Origin of the sequence: Massiliimicrobium timonense (assembly GCF_042850985.1) — a bacterium.
Lineage (GTDB): Bacteria > Bacillota_I > Bacilli_A > Erysipelotrichales > Coprobacillaceae > Allocoprobacillus.
Genome location: NZ_AP031415.1, coordinates 2555749 through 2573446, shown reverse-complemented (window position 1 = coordinate 2573446; position 17698 = coordinate 2555749). Strand labels below are relative to the sequence as shown.

The window sequence follows — 17698 nt, the reverse complement described above, 5'->3', positions numbered from 1 at the left end:
ATGTTGGTGATTTCAACGTTTTTTGACAAATATTTATAGATTGGAATATTTCAAAAGAGTATAGAATGATGTTTGTTATAATGACAAATATATGGAATTGTGAATAAGAAAAATGTCGATAAAATGGGAATAATTGTATATTTGTGTTTTTAGAAATTTGACAAAGCTTTAAATATTTGTTATTATGCCTCAGGGTGATGAAGATGTATTTCAATACACATACACATTTAAATAGTGAACAATTGTATCCTAATAGAGATCAATTTATTCAAAATGCTTTAGAACATCAAGTCGAAAATATGGTTGTTGTAGGATATGATTTAGAGTCATCAAAGAAAGCTGTTGAGATAGCTCATGAGTATTCATTTATCTATGCAGCAGTCGGAATAAGTCCTAATGATTGTAAGGATACAACTGATGAAGATTTAAATGAAATTGAAAAATTGCTTCAAGACCCATGTGTAGTGGCTTTAGGAGAAATAGGTTTAGATTATTATTGGGAAGAAGTCCCTCATGAAAAGCAAAAAGATATTTTTATAAAGCAAATTGAAATTGCTAAAAAATATCAAAAGCCCATTGTGATTCATGCTAGAGATGCCTATGAAGATACTTACAATATCTTAAAACAAACTGCACATTATGGCATTATGCATTGTTATAGTGGATCGGTAGAAATGGCAAAGCGATATATTGATATAGGTTTTGAAATATCATTAGCTGGACCCGTGACATTTAAGAATGCAAAAGTCCCTAAAGAAGTTGCTCAATCAATTGATATAGAACATTTAATGATTGAAACGGACTGCCCTTATTTAACACCTCACCCATTTCGAGGAAAGTTGAATGAGCCAGCAAATGTTGTGTATATTGCCCAGGAAATAGCAAAGCTAAAGAACATGGAGATAGAAGACGTTGCTAGAATCACAACATTTAATGCCAAAAAAATGTTTGGGATTAAATAAGGAGGATATTTTATGTTACAAAAAGCTAAAGAGGCAATTGTCTCGGCTGATAGCCGAACAAAAGGAATTTTAGCGATGGCTGTGGTATATGTTGTTATTATGTTAGCAACTGTATCATCAGGAGCTGTTAATCAGATTACAGATTTTATTCCAACTGTAGATATTCGTTTAAAAGATGGTTTACAGGAGGAAAAAGATTATTTGGTCAAGCAGGATACAGTATCAAATGTCTTAAATGAATTAAATGTTGAGTTAGATCAGAAGGATACTTTAAATAAAGATAAAGATGCTATTGTTCAACAGGATGATTTGATTAAAATTACAAGAGTTGAAACGAAAACAATAGAAAAAATAGAAACAATACCATACTCAACAAAAACCAAAGGTAGTGGAAGCTGGACAAAAACAGTTGTTCAAAAAGGAAAAGATGGAAAAGCTAAAAGAACTTATCTGTTGACTTATGCTAATGGAAAAGAAACTGATCGTCAAATGATTAAAGAAGAAATTATTGAAAAGCCAGTAGATAAGATTATTCAATATGGTGGTGTTTTAAAAGGTACAACTTTTACAGGTAGATTGACAATATATGGTGGAGATTGTACAGGATGTGGAGGAACATCTTCATCTGGTGTGAAATTATCCCCAACGAGTGGAGTCAATAATACCAACTCACCTTACTTATATTATAAAGGAAAGAAATATTATTGTTTGGCTGCTGATCGATCTATTCCATTTGGAACTGTGATTAAGATTTCTAATCATAATTTAAATACAGCAGGGACTATTTATGGAATTGTTGTAGATCGTGGTGGTGCTATTAAGGGAAATAAAATAGATATTTTTAATGGTAGTGAAGGTTCTGGGAAAAGATATTTTGGTGGTGGCACCTCACATAATACCAAATTTGAAGTTGTTTCTCTTGGTAGTGGAAATGCGAATTTTTGGAGATAGGAAAACTATCTCTTTTTTTATTTTATGATGACTGTGTTGACAAAAAAATATGTAAGTGTTAATATAATGATGACATGACATCATTATAACAAAAGGAGGGAGATAATGGATTTAAAATTAAATAATGGTGTAAATATACCTTGCATTGGTTTTGGAACATGGAAAATGAATGATTATGAAATTGCTGTTGAATCAGTAAAATCTGCTATTTTATGTGGATATAGACATATTGATACAGCAAGTATCTATGGTAATGAAGATGCTGTTGGTGAAGCTATAAAACAAAGTCATATAGCCAGAGATAAACTATTTATAACAACGAAATTGTGGAATACAGCGTGTTCTTATGAAGAAGCTATAGAGGCCTTTAACAAAAGTTTAGAGAAATTAAAACTTGATTATGTTGATTTGTATTTAATCCATTGGCCAGCCCCTAAAGATTGTAGATCGTTTTATCAAAAAAGAAATATCGAAATTTATCGTGCAATGGAAAAATTGTATAAAGATGGAAAGATAAAAGCTATTGGGGTAAGTAATTTTTTGAAGCATCATTTAGAGGAGTTAAGCAGTCAAATAGAAATTCCAATTATGGTCAATCAAATAGAATTCCATCCTTATTATTATGATGAAGAGACGATAGCATATTGTCAAAAACACAACATTGTTTTAGAGGCGTATAGTCCATTGGGAAGAGGTCAAGTGTTAAATGATCCTATCATCAAAAGAATAGCAAACAAATATAATAAGACACCAGCACAAATTTGTATTCGTTATGCCATAGATAATGAAATTATTCCTTTACCAAAATCTATAACTATTGAAAGAATAAAAAGTAATCATGAAGTTTTTGATTTTCAATTAACAGCCAAGGATATTCAAGAAATAAAAAATCTTAGTCATGATCATGGAAAGATTGGTTCTCATCCAGATATGGCAGATTTTTAAAGGAGGAAAACATGAAAGCTATTTTATTAGTGACACACTCTACTATGTGTGAAGGAGTAAAAGCAAGTTGCGAAATGATTATAGGACAAAAGGAAAATTTATATACATGCTCTTTAACAGAAGAAGGAGTGGATAATTTTAGAGTTCATTTAGCAGCAATTATAGAAAAATTAGAAAAAGAATATAAAGAAGTTATTATTGTAACTGACATCCCAAATGCTACGCCATATAATGAATGTTACAGATATATATTAAGTCATAAAGACTCTCATTTATGTCTGATTTCTGGCATGAATCTCGCGATGGTCATAGAGTTAGGAATGATGAGTTCTTTGGATATGGAAATGAAACAATTAGTTGATCAAGTAATAGAAACAGGAAAAATTTCTATTTGTAGTTTATAGCATTGCATTTTTATTAAAGTAATGCTATTATATTAATGTAAAGATGTCATGACAACACGATAACATAACAAAGAGAGGCGAGGGAATTATGTCATTAAGTTTGGTAAGAGTAGATGATCGTTTGATTCACGGTCAGGTTGTATTGATGTGGTCAAAGGTAAGACAGGGAGACGCTATTATTCTTTTGGTAGATGATGCTTTAGGAAGTGATCCATTTTTAAAAGAAGTCTTTTTAAATGCAGGGAATGCAATTGGAAAAAAAGTTTATATTTTTACAGTGGATCAAGCTTTAGAGAAAATACCAAAAGCAGTAGCAGGAAAGAAACACTACTATGTTATTTCAAAGAAAATTGAACAACTTTATCAATTGAATAAACATGGTATTGATTTTGGAGATGAAATTATTTTTGGTACAGCTAGTAAAGCCGAAGGGACGAGAAAAGTTTACAATAATATTTACTTATCAGAAGATGATATTCAACACTGTGATGAGTTGGCACAAAAAGGAATAAAAATTCAATTTAAACTTATTCCTGATGAACAAGGATTAAGTTGGGAAACCGTAAAAAATAATTTGAAGAAGGGAGAATAATTATGGAAATTACAGTTATGCAAGCTATACTGATAGGTATTGCTTGTTGGTTAGGAAGTTGTGAAAATGCACAACCATTAGGAGTCGGTTTTTCAGATGCATTATCAAGACCAATCGTAGGTGGAACGATTGTAGGATTTATCTTAGGTGATGTAGCCACAGGTGTTACTATTGGAGCAGCAGTTCAAGCTATGTATCTAGGGCAAGTTTTAATTGGTGGAGTTGCTACAGCAGATATGGCATTTGTATCTTATCCATCAATTGCATTAGCGATGTTAGCGGGAGCGGATGCAACAGTAGCAGTAACATTGGCTGCAACAGTAGGTGTCTTAGGAGCAGCAGTTTTCACTGGATATGAAATTTTATGTTCTGTTTTCTATTCATTAGGTGATAAATTCATTGCAAATAATGATATTAAGAAAATGAAACTAACATATATGGTTTTACCACCTCTTACAAGTTTTGTAATCAGATTTGGTATCACTTTCTCAATTGTTATGCTTGGAAGTGCGTATGCAGCAGATTTATTAGCAGCAATTCCAGAGATAGTTTTACATATAGCAAGTGTTTTAGGAGGAATTTTACCAGCAGTAGGTATTTCTATTCTTGTCACTTATACATTAAAAGATTTTAAATTTATTATTTATTTCTTAATTGGTATTGTATGTATTACCTTCTTGGAACTTAATATGGTTGCCACTGCAGTAGTGGGTATGTGTTTAGCAGTTATGTATTATATGTTTATTGGTGGTCAAAATGAATCGACCACTCAACAAAATGATGATGACGTAGAGGAGGATGAATTGTTATGAGTGAAAAAGTAGAAACAGTAAAAGCTGAAGATAATAAAGTGACGTTAACTAAGCAAGAAGTTAATAAGAGCTGGTGGATATGGTTTAAATATTGCTTAACTGTATTTGGATATGAAAGATTACAGGCTCCAGGATTTACTTTATCTATGTTACCAATCTTGAAAAAATTTTATTCAAAAGATCCAGATAAGATGGTTGCACGTTTGAAATGTCATTCAGTTTTCTATAATACAAATCCTGTATTTGGTGCTATGGTTAATGGAATTGTCGCTTCAATGGAAGTAGAAAGAGGAAATGGAGCTAAAATTACTGATGAATTTATTAACAGTATAAAAGTTGGTTTAATGGGTCCATTAGCTGGAATTGGAGATGCTGTTACACAGGCAACGCTCCCACCAATTATTTTAAGTATTGCAATTGGATTGTCATCAGGTGGTAGTCCATTAGGAGCAGTATTTGCAGTTTTAGGTTTATACTTATCACAAATGGCTTTATCACGATTGTTCTATATGCAAGGATATAAATCTGGTAGAGAAGCTGTTTCAAAATTGTTAGGTAAGCAGATGACTAAAATACAAGATGCAATGTCTGTATTAGGATTAACAGTTGTTGGAGCAATTACTGCAAGTTATGTTAATTTAACAATTACAACTCAATATGTCAGTGAATATAGTACGATTAATTTCCAAGAGATTTTAGATGGTATTTTCCCAAAATTAATTCCAATGTGTTTAGTTTTATTGGGATATTACTTATTGAAAAAGAAAAAGATGAGTGCTGTTAAACTTATTGGAGTTTATTTAGTTATTGCAATTGTTTTAGGAGTTTTAGGTATTGTATAAAATGAGGTAAAGGGTATGGATAAGGTTATATTTTGTGATTTAGATGATACATTATTAAGACCAGAAACAAAAGAAATATTGAATGAAGATGTTCAAGCAATTCAATATTGGATTGCTAAAAAGAATAGTTTTGTGTTATGTACTGCCCGACATCATACTTTTTTAAATAATATAACGCAAAAGTTAAAACAATACGATTTTGACTGTATCGGTTGGAATGGTGCAGAAATATATATGGATCATAAAGTTGTTTGTCTATATCCTTTTTCTAACATACAATTTTTAGATATATATAAAGGCATGTATAAATATAAAGATTATGCTAAGGTCACAAATATAGATAATGTATATATATATGGAAAATTATCATCTTATACAGCAAATATGTTTAAGAAAGATCCAAACAAAGTTATTCATCAAACAATAAATGAGTATATTCTCACAGATTATAAACCAATCATTCATATAAATTATATTTTTCCAAATCAACAATTGCATAAAGAGTTTTATGAAGATTATCAAAAAAATATTCTGGATCATGAAAAACTATATCAATGTAAAGTAACATCAGATTATAGTTATGATATTACTCAAAAACAAGCTACAAAAGAGCAAGGCATCAATCAATATTTAAAACTCAATAATATACCTAAAAATAATACAATTGCTATTGGTGATAGTTTAAATGATATAGGAATGTTTGAATTTTGTCATACAAGTTTCTGTATGACACATGGTTATGAAGAAGCAAAACAAAAAGCGACATATGTCGTTGATAACATAAAAGAAGCTATTGATATTTTAGAAAGTAGGATAGAAGAATGATAGGAATGATAGCTGCTTGTTTACCAACATTATCTTTTGTACCACAAGCTATACAGGTTATTAAAACAAAAGATACATCAGGAATTTCTTTGATTATGTATTCTATGTTTGTTATAGGTGTTTTCTTATGGTTTATACATGGAATATATATAGGTGATTATGCAGTTATAGTGGCTAATTGTATTACGTTTATATTAGCTTCAATTATATTGTGTTATAAAGTGAAATATAAGTAGAGGTGATAAATGATATGGATGAAAAGTATATATTTTTAAAACCAACATTTTCAACTGCAATTTGGGGTGATGGCTCATTAGTTCATCATTATCATGTTGAAAAATATGTACCAAAAGATATGAATATAGATGAAATTACTGGTTTAGGAGCATTTTGTGGGTTACCACAAGACGCTAATGAAATTATGAATGGAAAATATAAAGGACGAAAACTCAATGAACTTTATGATGAACATCCAGAAATGTTTGGAACACCATCCACTTTAAGATGGGAGCATATCCCTGTATCTATGGGAATAGCTCATGCATGTACTGATTTAAGTATACAAGTTCATCCAACTGAAGAGTATGCATTAAAGAATTTAGGATGTCATGGAAAAAGCGAGAGTTGGTATATTGTCAATTGTCCACACAATGCTGATATTGTAATGGGACATAATGCAAAAACCATTCAGGAATTAGATGAGTATATTCAAAATAAAGATTGGAATGGTTTATTAAAACGATATCCAATTTTTCCAGGTGCTTTTTATAATATTCAAGCTGGTACATTACATGCAATACAAAAAGGAACGACTTTTATGGAAGTGTGTAATCCTTGTCCTGTTACATACCGTTTTTATGATTATGATCGATTAGATAAGCAAGGAAAACCAAGACAGCTTGATGTTGAAAAGGCTAAAGATAACATATTAGTCCCATTTGAATGTCAGGATACACATTATTCTTATCGAAATCATCAAGGTGTGACAGAAATCAAATTAACTGATAATAAGAATTTTTCGGTTTATAAATATGTTATAAATGGAAGTGGAGAATTAACGATGCCTAAACCTTATTTGGGAGCCTTTGTCATTGAAGGTCAAGGACAAATAGAAGATGTTAAACTCCAAGCGGGTGATTCTTTCTTAATTAGTGCCAATGTAAAAAAATTAATGTGGAAAGGAGAAATGACAGTTTTAGCATATTATGGGTAATTCTAAAATTGTTAGATATATTATATGTATGAAGTAGAAAATAGAATACCGAATTTTGATTTATATCCAAAGAAAAAAATAGATATTAATGCTAAAGTAGGAATCTTAGACATTATTGATGAAATTAATAACAAGATAAAATCAATTCAAAAAGATTGTATTGTTGTTTGTTTTGATTATTATCATGGTGTTAATGAAATATTATTTGAAGATATTGCTAAAGCACTACAACCACAATTGATTATTCATTCTGATATTGCTAAATATGATGAATCAATGATTCAAAATAAGTTTGGAAAGTTTATTACTGAAGATCGTGTTAATGGGGTATTTAGTGTAGGTAATATTGAAGAATTCTTTGATGTTGATAAAATCAAAGACATACAAAATAAAATTCAAGGAACCAAAGGTTTAGTTATAGTTTATGGTGTTGCATCTCAAGTTGTTTGTAATCCTGATATTCTTATTTCTGGTTCAATTAGCTATCAAACAATTAAAGATAGATATAACCAAGGTTTAGGAAATTGGGGTGCACATAATGAAGATGAAGAATATTTGAGAAAAGAAAAGAGATTTAATTTCTTAGAAAGTAGAGTTCAAGACAAGCATAAAAGAGAGATTTATAAAAAATGTGATTATGTTATTGATTGTAATAAAGATGATCAATTTGTTATGGTTACAAAAAATGACTTTGATAAGATTGTATCTCAATTTTCAACAAGTCCATTTAAACCTATTCCTATCTTTATGAAAGGAGTATGGGGTGGTCACTGGTGTCAAAAAGTTTTAAATGCCGGAAAAGATTTAGAAAATACTGCTTGGGGAATCACTGGATTTTTGGATTGTCAAGCTGTAGCAGCACAATTAAATAATGCAGTTTTTGAGTTTCCATCAACTGATTTGATTTTATGTAATCCTAAAGAAGTATTAGGAAGAAAAATTTGGTATCTTTATGGAAACCGATGTCCTTTACATGTCAATTTCTTGGATACTTGGGGTGGAGGAAATCTTAGTTTACAAGTTCACCCAACACTTGCATATGCTCAAGAAGTATTTAATTCATCATGGGGACATTATGAAAGCTATTATATGTTAGATGCTTGTGATGAAAGTTCTGTTTATTTAGGAACAAAAGATGGTGTCAAACTTGATGATTTAGTAGAAGCTTTTGAAACAGCACAAGAAACTGGTGAATTTGATGATGAGAAATGGATAAATCATTTCCCAATGAAAAAACATGATCATGTCTTTATTCCAGGTGGAACAATTCATTCGGCTGGAAAAAATACATTAACACTTGAAATTGATATGTTTTGTTTTACGACGTTCAAGTTATGGGATTGGGGACGTGTAGATTTTGATGGAAAACCACGACCAATTAATATAGATCATGGAAAACATGTTATTCAAGAAGAATTCCAAACTCAAATGATTAAAGATCAATTTATTTCTAAAAAACAAGAAGTAGATAGAGGATATGGATGGCGTAAAGAAAGAAGTGGAACAATGCCATTTGAAGCTCCTATGGAAGTCAATAGATACTGGTTTAGTAAATCAGTACATTTTGATCCTAATGATTGCATTGTAATTCATGTGTTAGTTGAAGGAGAAGAAGCTATTATTGAAAGTTTAGATGATAGTTTTGAACCAGTTGTCATTCATTATGCAGAAGCAGTGTTTGTACCACCAGCTGCAGGACAATATACTATTAAACCATATGGAAAATCTAAATCTCAAGAATGTGCAGTATTAGAAATTTATATGGATATATAGGAGGTTATTATGTACGAAAAAATAAATGAAAGAATACCGAACTTTGATTTACATCCTGTTTTTACAATAGATGGAACACAATCATGGAAAGGATATCAAGAAATTAGCAAAATTATTGATCATGAAATGCAAAAATATGAATCGAAGTGTGTTTTGGTTATTGACTCATATTATCATATTAATCATAAAGAATTAAGAGAGTATTTCATAGATAACATTAAACCTCAATTAGTTATTTGTACAGATGATCTGAGAGCAGATGATGATATACTACATGAGAGATTAGATAAGTTCATCACTAATGATCGCATTAATGGTGTATTTGCTATTGGACAAATTGATGAATATTTTGATAGTGAAAAAATAAAGACAGCACAAGAATTGATTCATAATACTACACAAGGAATGATTGTCGTATATGGCATTGGAGCTGCATTGGTTACAAAAGGCGATATTCTTGTTTATAATAATATAACTATTCAAAGAGTTAAAGATGGATATCTTTCATCATTGTCAAATTGGGGAATGAACAATCCTCATGAAGATCCACTTACAAAAGAAAAAATTTTCAATTTTGTTGAAGCTAAATATTTTGATAATCATAAACGACATCTTTTTAATGATATGGATTATGTCATTGATGGAGATGATATAGATAATCCTGTTATGGTAACTGGAGATGATTTTAGAAAAACTTTAAATTATTTTGCTTCACATCCTTTCAAATTAGAGCCATTCTTTAACAGAGGCGTATGGGGTGGACATTGGTGTAAAGATGTTTTGAAAGGAGGATTAGATAAAGAAAATACTGCTTGGGGTATGACAGGATGGATGAATTTTCAAAATACACTAGCAAAATTAGGAGAAAATGAATTTAGAATTATTGGTAGAGATATAGTACAATATAAAGCTGTTGAGTTTTTAGGAAATCAAAATTTTTTCTGGTTTGGATATAATTGCCCAGTTGGATGTGATTTTTTAGATACATGGGGTGGTGGAAATTTAAGTTTGCAAGTTCATCCAGATATTGGATATGCACAAGAAGTTTTTAATTTTCCATTTGGACATTATGAGAGTTATTATTTTCTTGATACATCTGAAAAAAGTTCTGTATATTTAGGGACTAAGGATGGAGTCAAAAAAGAGGAACTGGTTAAAGCCTTTAAAGAAGCTCAAAAAACTGGTGAATTTGATGATGAACAATGGATTAATCGTTTTCCAATGAAAAAACATGACCATATTTATATTCCAAGTGGAACAATTCATGCTTCTGGTAAAGATACTTTAGTATTAGAAATAAATCCAATTGGATTTCAGACATTTAAACTCTGGGATTGGGGACGTATTGATGCTGATGGTAAACCAAGACCAATTAATATAGATCATGGTGAAAAGGTTATTCAAGAAAAATATCAAACTAAATTTGTAAAAGAACATCTTATTTCTAAAAAAGCTGAAGTTGATAGAGGAACTGGATGGAGAAAAGAGCATAGTGGAACAATGGAATATGAATTATTAAAAGTTGATAGATATTGGTTTAATAAGCCAGTGTTTTTTGAAACAAAGGATCATGTAAAATTGCATGTACTTGTAGAAGGAGAAGAAGCTATTATTGTTAGTCCTAATAATGAATTTGAGCCTATTGAAATTCATTATGCTGAAGCAGTTTTTATTCCTGCAAGTGTTGGACAATATGTAATAAAACCTAAAGATAAATCTGATGAAGAATTGGCTGTTTTAGAATGTTATATGGATATGGGTAATGCGTATCAATAAATACTTCCCTTTTTGAAAAAATAGGGTGAAAATCCCTATTTTTTCAAATTTATAATAATAATAAATAGGTAAAATATGGAAAAAATGTTACAATGTGACAAGAGGAGTTGATATATAAATGAAATATACTATTGATAAAAATATACCTTTACCATTATATTACCAGCTAAAGCAAATTATAATCAATTTGATTGATGATGGTGTTTATAAGGAAGATGAAACAATTCCCACTGAACACGAATTAATTGATAAATATCAGTTAAGCAGAACAACAGTTAGACAGGCATTAAATGAGCTTGTAACTGAGGGTTATTTATATAAAAGAAAAGGCGTTGGAACATTTGTTTCATCTAAGAAAAAAATTAATGATCAACAAGAGGTTATCAATTCAACAATATATAAATTAGATAAAGTTATTAATAGAAATGGTTTTGTTTGTAAAACAAAATTTTTAAATGTCGGAATAACTGAGGCTACACCAGATATTGCTAAACACTTATCAATAAATGTAGGTGATCTTGTATGGGTCATGGATAGAGTCAGATATGCTGGAATAAAGGTAGCATCATTTTCACGCTCATATATTGATAAAAAATTATTAGAAAATTTTGATAAAGAGGCTAAAGAAGCAGCACAGCATTTCTACCAGTATCTGGATAGTAAAGGATTAAAAGTATCTATTATTCGAGAAACACTAATTCCAAGTTTACCTGATAGTGAAGTTAGAAAAATTTTAGAAGTCAGCTCTACAAATCCAATTATGCTTGTCCAAGATATTGGATATGCTGACGATGGAACCGTCATAGAATATTCTATTTCATCTTTAGATGTCACTTTTATTAATATGACAGCAACATTTAAGAGGGGTTAAGATGAAACCGTATATTATTTTTGATATGGATGGAGTTATTATTGATAGTGAAAGTTGGTACATGAACCAGTTAAGGAATTTTTTTGTATCTAGAGGATATGTTATACCAGAGAAGAAACTGGAAGAAATACTAGGTTTAAATACTAAAGATATATTTGATATTTTAAAAGAATATATTAATTATCAAGGTAATATTCAATACCTTTTTGAAAAGTATCTTCAGGAATTAAAATTCCCTAATTATCAACAAATAGTTTTTCCAAATGTTCAACAATGCATAGAAAATATCTTTCAAAAGAATATTGATATTATCATAGCTTCTTCGTCACCAAGAAAAATAATAAAACAAGTTTTGACAGATTTAAACTTAGATAAGTATATATTATTTTACATGGGAAAAGAAGATGTTAAAAAAACAAAGCCTAGTCCGGAAGTTTATCAAATAATTGTAAGACAACAAAAATATCAAAAGCCATTGTTTGTTGTAGAGGATAGTACTTTTGGAATACAAGCAGCAAAAATGGCAGGTTTAGAAGTTGTTGCTTACTATTCAGGAAAATTTCAAAATAATCAAAGTCAAAGTGATATAATTATTACAAATCACATGCAATTGTTGAAATTATTATAAGGAGGTTTTTACATGACAAAAGAAGAACTAGCTAGTATGTTTGATCATACGTTTTTAAAGGCTTATGCCTCGAGAGATGATTTTATTAAATTATGTGATGAGGCTAAAGATATTGGAGCTGCAATGGTAGCAATTAACAGTGAGCCAGTAAAGTTGTGTAAAGAATTACTGAAAGGAACTTCTATTCATGTCGGTGCAGCTATTTCATTTCCATTAGGACAGACAACATTAGATATCAAATTAGCTGAAACAAAACAGGCTATTGATGATGGAGCTGATGAGATTGACTACGTGATTAATATTGGAAAGGCAAAGATGCATGACTGGGATTATATTGAAAAAGAAATGCAAAGTATTGTGCAACTCTGTCATCAAAATCACAGGATATGTAAAGTTATTTTTGAAAATTGTTACCTTACAAAAGATGAAATAAAGCATATAGCATTTATCGCAAAACAAGTGAAGCCAGATTATATCAAAACAAGTACAGGCTTTGGTACTTCAGGAGCAACAGTAGAAGATGTACGTTTAATGAAAGAAACAGTTGGAGATGAAGTCAAGGTTAAAGCAGCTGGAGGAATACGTGATTGGAAAACATGTCAAGCAATGATAGAAGCTGGAGCGAGTCGTATTGGAACAAGTAGTTCACTCAAGATATTAGAAGAATTTGAAAAATATTGTGGTTGAAAGATTTCAAAAAAATTGAAATCTTTTTTTCTTTGTTGTGATAAATTAAGGTTTTCATGCATTAGTAAGATGAAGGAGATGAGAAAAATATGAATAAAATGAAAATGATAAAATTATTAGGAGTGAGTACATTAATGCTGTCAGTAATGACAGGGTGTGGCAGTGGTAGCCGAACACAGGATTATACAAGTTTAGTAACATTAGATATTAATCCAAGTATTCAATTACAGCTTGATGAAAAAGATAAAGTTATTGATGCTATTGCAGTTAATGATGATGCTAAAAAGGTACTAGAAGACATGGATTTAAAACAGGCAGATGCCAATGTTGCAATGAATGCAGTACTTGGTTCATTGGTTAAGAATGGATATTTAAATGCAAATCAAAATACAGTATTATTATCTGTTGAAAATGATGATGATAAAGCAAGAGTAGCATTGGAAGATGAATTGAGCCAATATATTTATACAACATTAAAAAGTTATTCTATTGAAGGAGCTATTTATTCTCAAGATATAGATATTGATGATGATATTGAATCTTTAATGAATAAATATAGTATTTCTTATGGAAAGGCCAATCTGATTGAAGATATTATAGATGAAAATGATGATGAGAAGAAGACTTATAAAGTAGAAGATTTAGTGAAATTGAATGCTCAAGACTTAATTTTAATTTACCAGTCTTTAAATAAGGACGATGCACAAAAAGATACTCATAAAATGGTAGGAAGTGTTAGTACAAAACAATATATTTCTCAAGACGAAGCTTTAAATGTTGCTTTAAAAAATGCATCTCTAACAAAAGATAAAATTAAAAATCTTGAAATAGATTATGATCTAGAAAACGGAGCATTAACTTATGATATTGAATTTACTTATAATCAAAATGAGTATGAATATGAAGTTAGTGCTACAAAAGGTATTGTAGAAAGAGAAGTAGAACCAAAGGTAACAACAAAACCATCTACAAATACCTCAACAAATACAAATCAATCATCAAATACAAATTATGATAATACAAATTATCAGTCAACAAGTAAATCATCTACGTCTACATCAAAACCATCAAGTTCTGGACAGACAACAAAACAAAATACAAATTATGATAACACAAACTATGATAATACAAATTATCAATCAACAAGTAAACCATCTACGTCAAAACCATCAAGTTCTGGACAGACAACAAATCAAAATACAAATTATGATAACACAAACTATGATAATACAAATTATCAGACAACAAGTAAACCATCTACGTCGAAACCATCAAGTTCTGGACAAACAACAAATCAAAATACAAATTATGACAATACAAACTATGATAATACAAATTATGATAATACAAATTATGATGATCAAGAACAATCTAATTATGGAAATCAGTCAAACTATGATGATGACGATGATGACTAATTAACGCAAACTTAATATAAACTTAAAATAAATATGCAAGAAAGTGGTGATTGATAAATGGGATATTAACATCATAGGGGAGATCTGTGATGTTAGAAAAGAAATTAGAAAATTTAGTTGTTGAACTCAAGGAAAATCAAGATGTGTTGGCACAAATCTATGATTGTATGTATGATGAAGTTTATAGATATATTTATAGTATAGTTCATAATAAGGAATATGCACAAGATTTGACACATGATACTTTTATACAGGTTTATCGCAATGTCCATTTGTATAAACCAAAAGGAAATGCGAAAGCATGGATTATTACGATTTCTCGTAATGTGACTTATATGTCACTTCGTAAGTTATCAAGGGAGCAGGTTGTTGATTATGAAATTGATGGTGTTGATGAAGGAATGAATGGAATACATGATAAGATGATGATAAAAAGGATGATGAAAATACTTTGTCAAGATGAAAGTGAAATCATCATCTTACATGTTGTTGAAGGATTAAAGTTTAAAGAAATAGCGCAGATTATGGATTTAAAGTTATCAACGGTTTTGAATAAATATCATCGTTCATTAAAAAAATTGAGAAAGAGTCTGGAGGAATGAGCCTTGAAAAATAAAGAAATAAAAAATCAGTTAAAAAAAGAATTTCAAGATATTCATATGCCTTCAAGAAAAGAACAACTTATGCGAGATATTGAATATATTGATCAGCTTGAAGTTCAACAAACAAAAAGAAAGATACCTCGAAAATATCAAATCAGTTTTTTAGCTTTAGCGTGTACTCTTATTTTTGCTTTTATGATATCAAAACCTCAAAATGTTTATTCCGTTTCTTTTGAGGTCAATCCTAGTATTGAATTAAAAATCAATCATCAAAGACGTGTAGAAGATGTGATTTGTCATAATGATGATGCTTTGCTTGTGTTAGATGAAATGGATTTAAAAAATACAGATTTAGATGTGGCTGTGAATGCTATTATAGGAAGTATGTTTAAATATGGTTATATTACAGAGGCTAAAAATTCTGTTCTTGTAAGTGTTCAGGGGAGCGATAAAGAAGCAAGAGAGGCATTAAAGCAAGATGTTGCAACTGATGTAAAAGATATCTTATCGGGTTATTCATTAAAAGCATCTGTTGTTTCACAAGATTACAAGTTTTCTAAAGAGCGAGAAGAATTAGCTGAAAAATATGGGATTTCTGTAGGTAAGGTGACATTAATAAAAAAATTAATAAATGTTAGTCCTGATTATGAATTTGCTGATTTGGTTGATCTTTCCATTAATGATTTAAATACATTAATTCATTATAAAAATATACAGTTTAAAACCATTACAATAGATGGAGTGGAAAGTCATAGTGGATATTTGAGTGATGAAGAAGTCAGAACAAAAGTTTTAGATCATGCCCAAGTGACTCTTAAAGATTTGAAATCATATGAAGATGAGATGGATGTCAAAAATAATCAACTTGTATATAATGTGAATTTTACAGATGCATATGCAAGTTATAATTATCAAGTGAATGCTATTAGTGGTGAAATTGTTTCATTTGATGTGAAAATGTAGGAGTTTATGAAAATAAACTCCTCAATTTATAGAAAGGTTATGCTTATGATTAAGAATTATAAACCTATTCAATATCGTCACGAACTTAAACATATCATAAACCCATTAGAAGCAGAAGTTTTAAATCAAAGATTAAATCTATTATTCACTAAAGATCATTATACATTGAATGAAGGATATTATGATGTTCATAGTCTTTATTTTGATACACCTGATGATAAAGCTTTAAAAGAAAAATTAAATGGAGTATCACAAAGGCATAAGTTTAGAATACGATATTATAATCATGATTTAAGTTTTATACGTTTAGAAAAGAAATTGAAGCATAATGGATTATGTGCGAAGCGTTCTACGAAATTGACTGTTAAACAGGTTCAAGATATATTAAATGGAAAGATAGATTTTTTATTAAGAAGTGATGATCCATTGATGATAGAATTTTATAGTGCATTAAAAGGGGAGTTGTTAAAACCTTGTGTGATTGTATCCTATCAAAGACAAGCTTATACATATGATGTTTCTAAAGTACGATTGACAATAGATAGACACTTGTGTACTTATAAAAATATTCATGACTTTTTGTCATTAGATAATAGAAATATAAGTGTAGATGATTTTGCAGTATTTGAAGTAAAATATAATGAGTTTTTACCAGATATTGTTAAAATGGTAATACAAGGACTTTCACAGAAAACATCAGCCTATTCAAAATTTGCAAAATGTCGACAGATTGATTGGTAAAGGAGAATAAAAATGACTTTTCAAGATATATTTCGTTCAAATTTTTTAGAAAATATACACGCTGTTTCATTGTTAGATATGTCAATAGCGTTGCTATTGGCATTTATGATGGGAATGTTTATTTTCTTTATTTATAAAAAAACATATAGTGGAATTATGTATACTTCCAGTTTTGCGATAACACTTGTAGCTTTAACAATGATTACCACATTGGTTATTCTTGCCATCACAAGTAATATTGTTTTATCTTTAGGAATGGTTGGTGCTTTATCTATTGTGAGATTTAGAACGGCTGTTAAAGAACCTATGGATATTGCGTTTTTGTTTTGGAGTATAGCGGTAGGTATTGTATTGGCAGCAGGTTTAATCCCCTTAGCTGTATTTGGTAGTTTATGGATTGGACTCATTCTTTATATCTTTTCTCATAAGAAAAATACCCAAAGACCTTATATACTGGTTGTTCATTGTGAAAATCAAGACAGTGAAAAGAATGTCTATCAATTTATTCAAAATCAGGTGTCTGCTTTTTCACTGAAAAGCAAGAGTATCAAAAAAGATTGCATTGAACTGAATTATGAAGTCAGACTTAAGGATCAAGAAACATCATTTGTTAATGAACTTTCAAATATGGAAGGTGTTTTATATACAGTGATGGTTTCTTATAATGGAGATTATATGAATTAATATGATTAA

The 17698-nt window shown here is 29.9% G+C and carries 20 protein-coding genes; all 20 read left to right on the top strand.

The window, feature by feature from the left end; all coding sequences use genetic code 11:
• The first annotated feature begins 203 nt into the window (after positions 1–203).
• The 20 genes from ACGHJ8_RS13460 to ACGHJ8_RS13365 all read left to right on the top strand — a co-directional run bounded on the left by ACGHJ8_RS13460 (position 204) and on the right by ACGHJ8_RS13365 (position 17689).
• Positions 204–962 (top strand): TatD family hydrolase, encoded by a 759-nt coding sequence (locus ACGHJ8_RS13460; protein ID WP_211962319.1) that lies wholly within the window; start codon positions 204–206, stop codon positions 960–962.
• Positions 963–974: 12 nt separating this feature from the next.
• Entirely contained in the window at positions 975–1913 is a 939-nt protein-coding gene (locus tag ACGHJ8_RS13455) for a G5 domain-containing protein (protein ID WP_087359104.1), read from the top strand.
• A gap of 105 nt (positions 1914–2018) precedes the next feature.
• Positions 2019–2858, top strand: coding sequence for an aldo/keto reductase (locus tag ACGHJ8_RS13450; protein ID WP_087297035.1), 840 nt, complete (start codon positions 2019–2021; stop codon positions 2856–2858).
• Positions 2859–2869: 11 nt separating this feature from the next.
• Entirely contained in the window at positions 2870–3262 is a 393-nt protein-coding gene (locus ACGHJ8_RS13445) for a PTS sugar transporter subunit IIA (RefSeq protein WP_087297036.1), read from the top strand.
• A gap of 88 nt (positions 3263–3350) precedes the next feature.
• On the top strand, positions 3351–3854 hold the full coding sequence (locus ACGHJ8_RS13440) for a PTS sugar transporter subunit IIB (RefSeq protein ID WP_211962313.1): 504 nt from the start codon (positions 3351–3353) through the stop codon (positions 3852–3854).
• A gap of 2 nt (positions 3855–3856) precedes the next feature.
• Positions 3857–4666 (top strand): PTS sugar transporter subunit IIC, encoded by an 810-nt coding sequence (locus ACGHJ8_RS13435; RefSeq protein WP_211962304.1) that lies wholly within the window; start codon positions 3857–3859, stop codon positions 4664–4666.
• Positions 4663–5508 carry a PTS system mannose/fructose/sorbose family transporter subunit IID gene (locus tag ACGHJ8_RS13430; RefSeq protein WP_087297039.1) on the top strand — a complete coding sequence of 282 codons (846 nt, stop codon included), beginning with the start codon at positions 4663–4665 and terminating at the stop codon, positions 5506–5508. The genes ACGHJ8_RS13435 and ACGHJ8_RS13430 overlap by 4 nt, the downstream gene beginning before the upstream one ends.
• Before the next feature lie 15 nt (positions 5509–5523).
• Positions 5524–6333, top strand: a complete 810-nt coding sequence (locus ACGHJ8_RS13425; RefSeq protein ID WP_087297040.1) for a Cof-type HAD-IIB family hydrolase — start codon at positions 5524–5526, stop codon at positions 6331–6333.
• Positions 6330–6569, top strand: a complete 240-nt coding sequence (locus ACGHJ8_RS13420; RefSeq protein ID WP_211962300.1) for a SemiSWEET transporter — start codon at positions 6330–6332, stop codon at positions 6567–6569. Before ACGHJ8_RS13425 ends, ACGHJ8_RS13420 begins: the two co-directional genes overlap by 4 nt.
• Positions 6570–6583: 14 nt before the next feature.
• A complete protein-coding gene (locus ACGHJ8_RS13415; protein ID WP_211962293.1) occupies positions 6584–7546 on the top strand; it encodes a type I phosphomannose isomerase catalytic subunit in 963 nt (320 codons plus the stop codon).
• Positions 7547–7570: 24 nt separating this feature from the next.
• Positions 7571–9319, top strand: coding sequence for a class I mannose-6-phosphate isomerase (locus ACGHJ8_RS13410; protein WP_087297043.1), 1749 nt, complete (start codon positions 7571–7573; stop codon positions 9317–9319).
• A gap of 9 nt (positions 9320–9328) precedes the next feature.
• Entirely contained in the window at positions 9329–11095 is a 1767-nt protein-coding gene (locus tag ACGHJ8_RS13405) for a class I mannose-6-phosphate isomerase (protein WP_211962289.1), read from the top strand.
• A gap of 118 nt (positions 11096–11213) precedes the next feature.
• The gene (locus ACGHJ8_RS13400) at positions 11214–11966 is read left to right on the top strand and encodes a GntR family transcriptional regulator (protein ID WP_087304928.1); all 753 of its coding nucleotides are present in this window, start codon (positions 11214–11216) and stop codon (positions 11964–11966) included.
• Between the two features lies 1 nt (position 11967).
• Positions 11968–12594, top strand: a complete 627-nt coding sequence (locus ACGHJ8_RS13395; RefSeq protein ID WP_087304927.1) for an HAD family phosphatase — start codon at positions 11968–11970, stop codon at positions 12592–12594.
• 12 nt (positions 12595–12606) lie between these two features.
• Positions 12607–13281 (top strand): deoxyribose-phosphate aldolase, encoded by a 675-nt coding sequence (gene deoC / locus ACGHJ8_RS13390; RefSeq protein WP_390540893.1) that lies wholly within the window; start codon positions 12607–12609, stop codon positions 13279–13281.
• An 89-nt stretch (positions 13282–13370) separates the two neighbouring features.
• On the top strand, positions 13371–14699 hold the full coding sequence (locus tag ACGHJ8_RS13385) for a PepSY domain-containing protein (protein ID WP_390540891.1): 1329 nt from the start codon (positions 13371–13373) through the stop codon (positions 14697–14699).
• An 89-nt stretch (positions 14700–14788) separates the two neighbouring features.
• Complete coding sequence (locus tag ACGHJ8_RS13380; RefSeq protein ID WP_087359113.1) at positions 14789–15301, top strand: RNA polymerase sigma factor; 513 nt, start codon at positions 14789–14791, stop codon at positions 15299–15301.
• Between the two features lie 3 nt (positions 15302–15304).
• Positions 15305–16264 carry a PepSY domain-containing protein gene (locus ACGHJ8_RS13375; RefSeq protein WP_390540889.1) on the top strand — a complete coding sequence of 320 codons (960 nt, stop codon included), beginning with the start codon at positions 15305–15307 and terminating at the stop codon, positions 16262–16264.
• A 45-nt stretch (positions 16265–16309) separates the two neighbouring features.
• A complete protein-coding gene (locus ACGHJ8_RS13370) occupies positions 16310–17005 on the top strand; it encodes a polyphosphate polymerase domain-containing protein (protein WP_390540887.1) in 696 nt (231 codons plus the stop codon).
• Between the two features lie 12 nt (positions 17006–17017).
• Positions 17018–17689, top strand: coding sequence for a DUF4956 domain-containing protein (locus ACGHJ8_RS13365; protein ID WP_390540885.1), 672 nt, complete (start codon positions 17018–17020; stop codon positions 17687–17689).
• Positions 17690–17698: the final 9 nt, after the last annotated feature.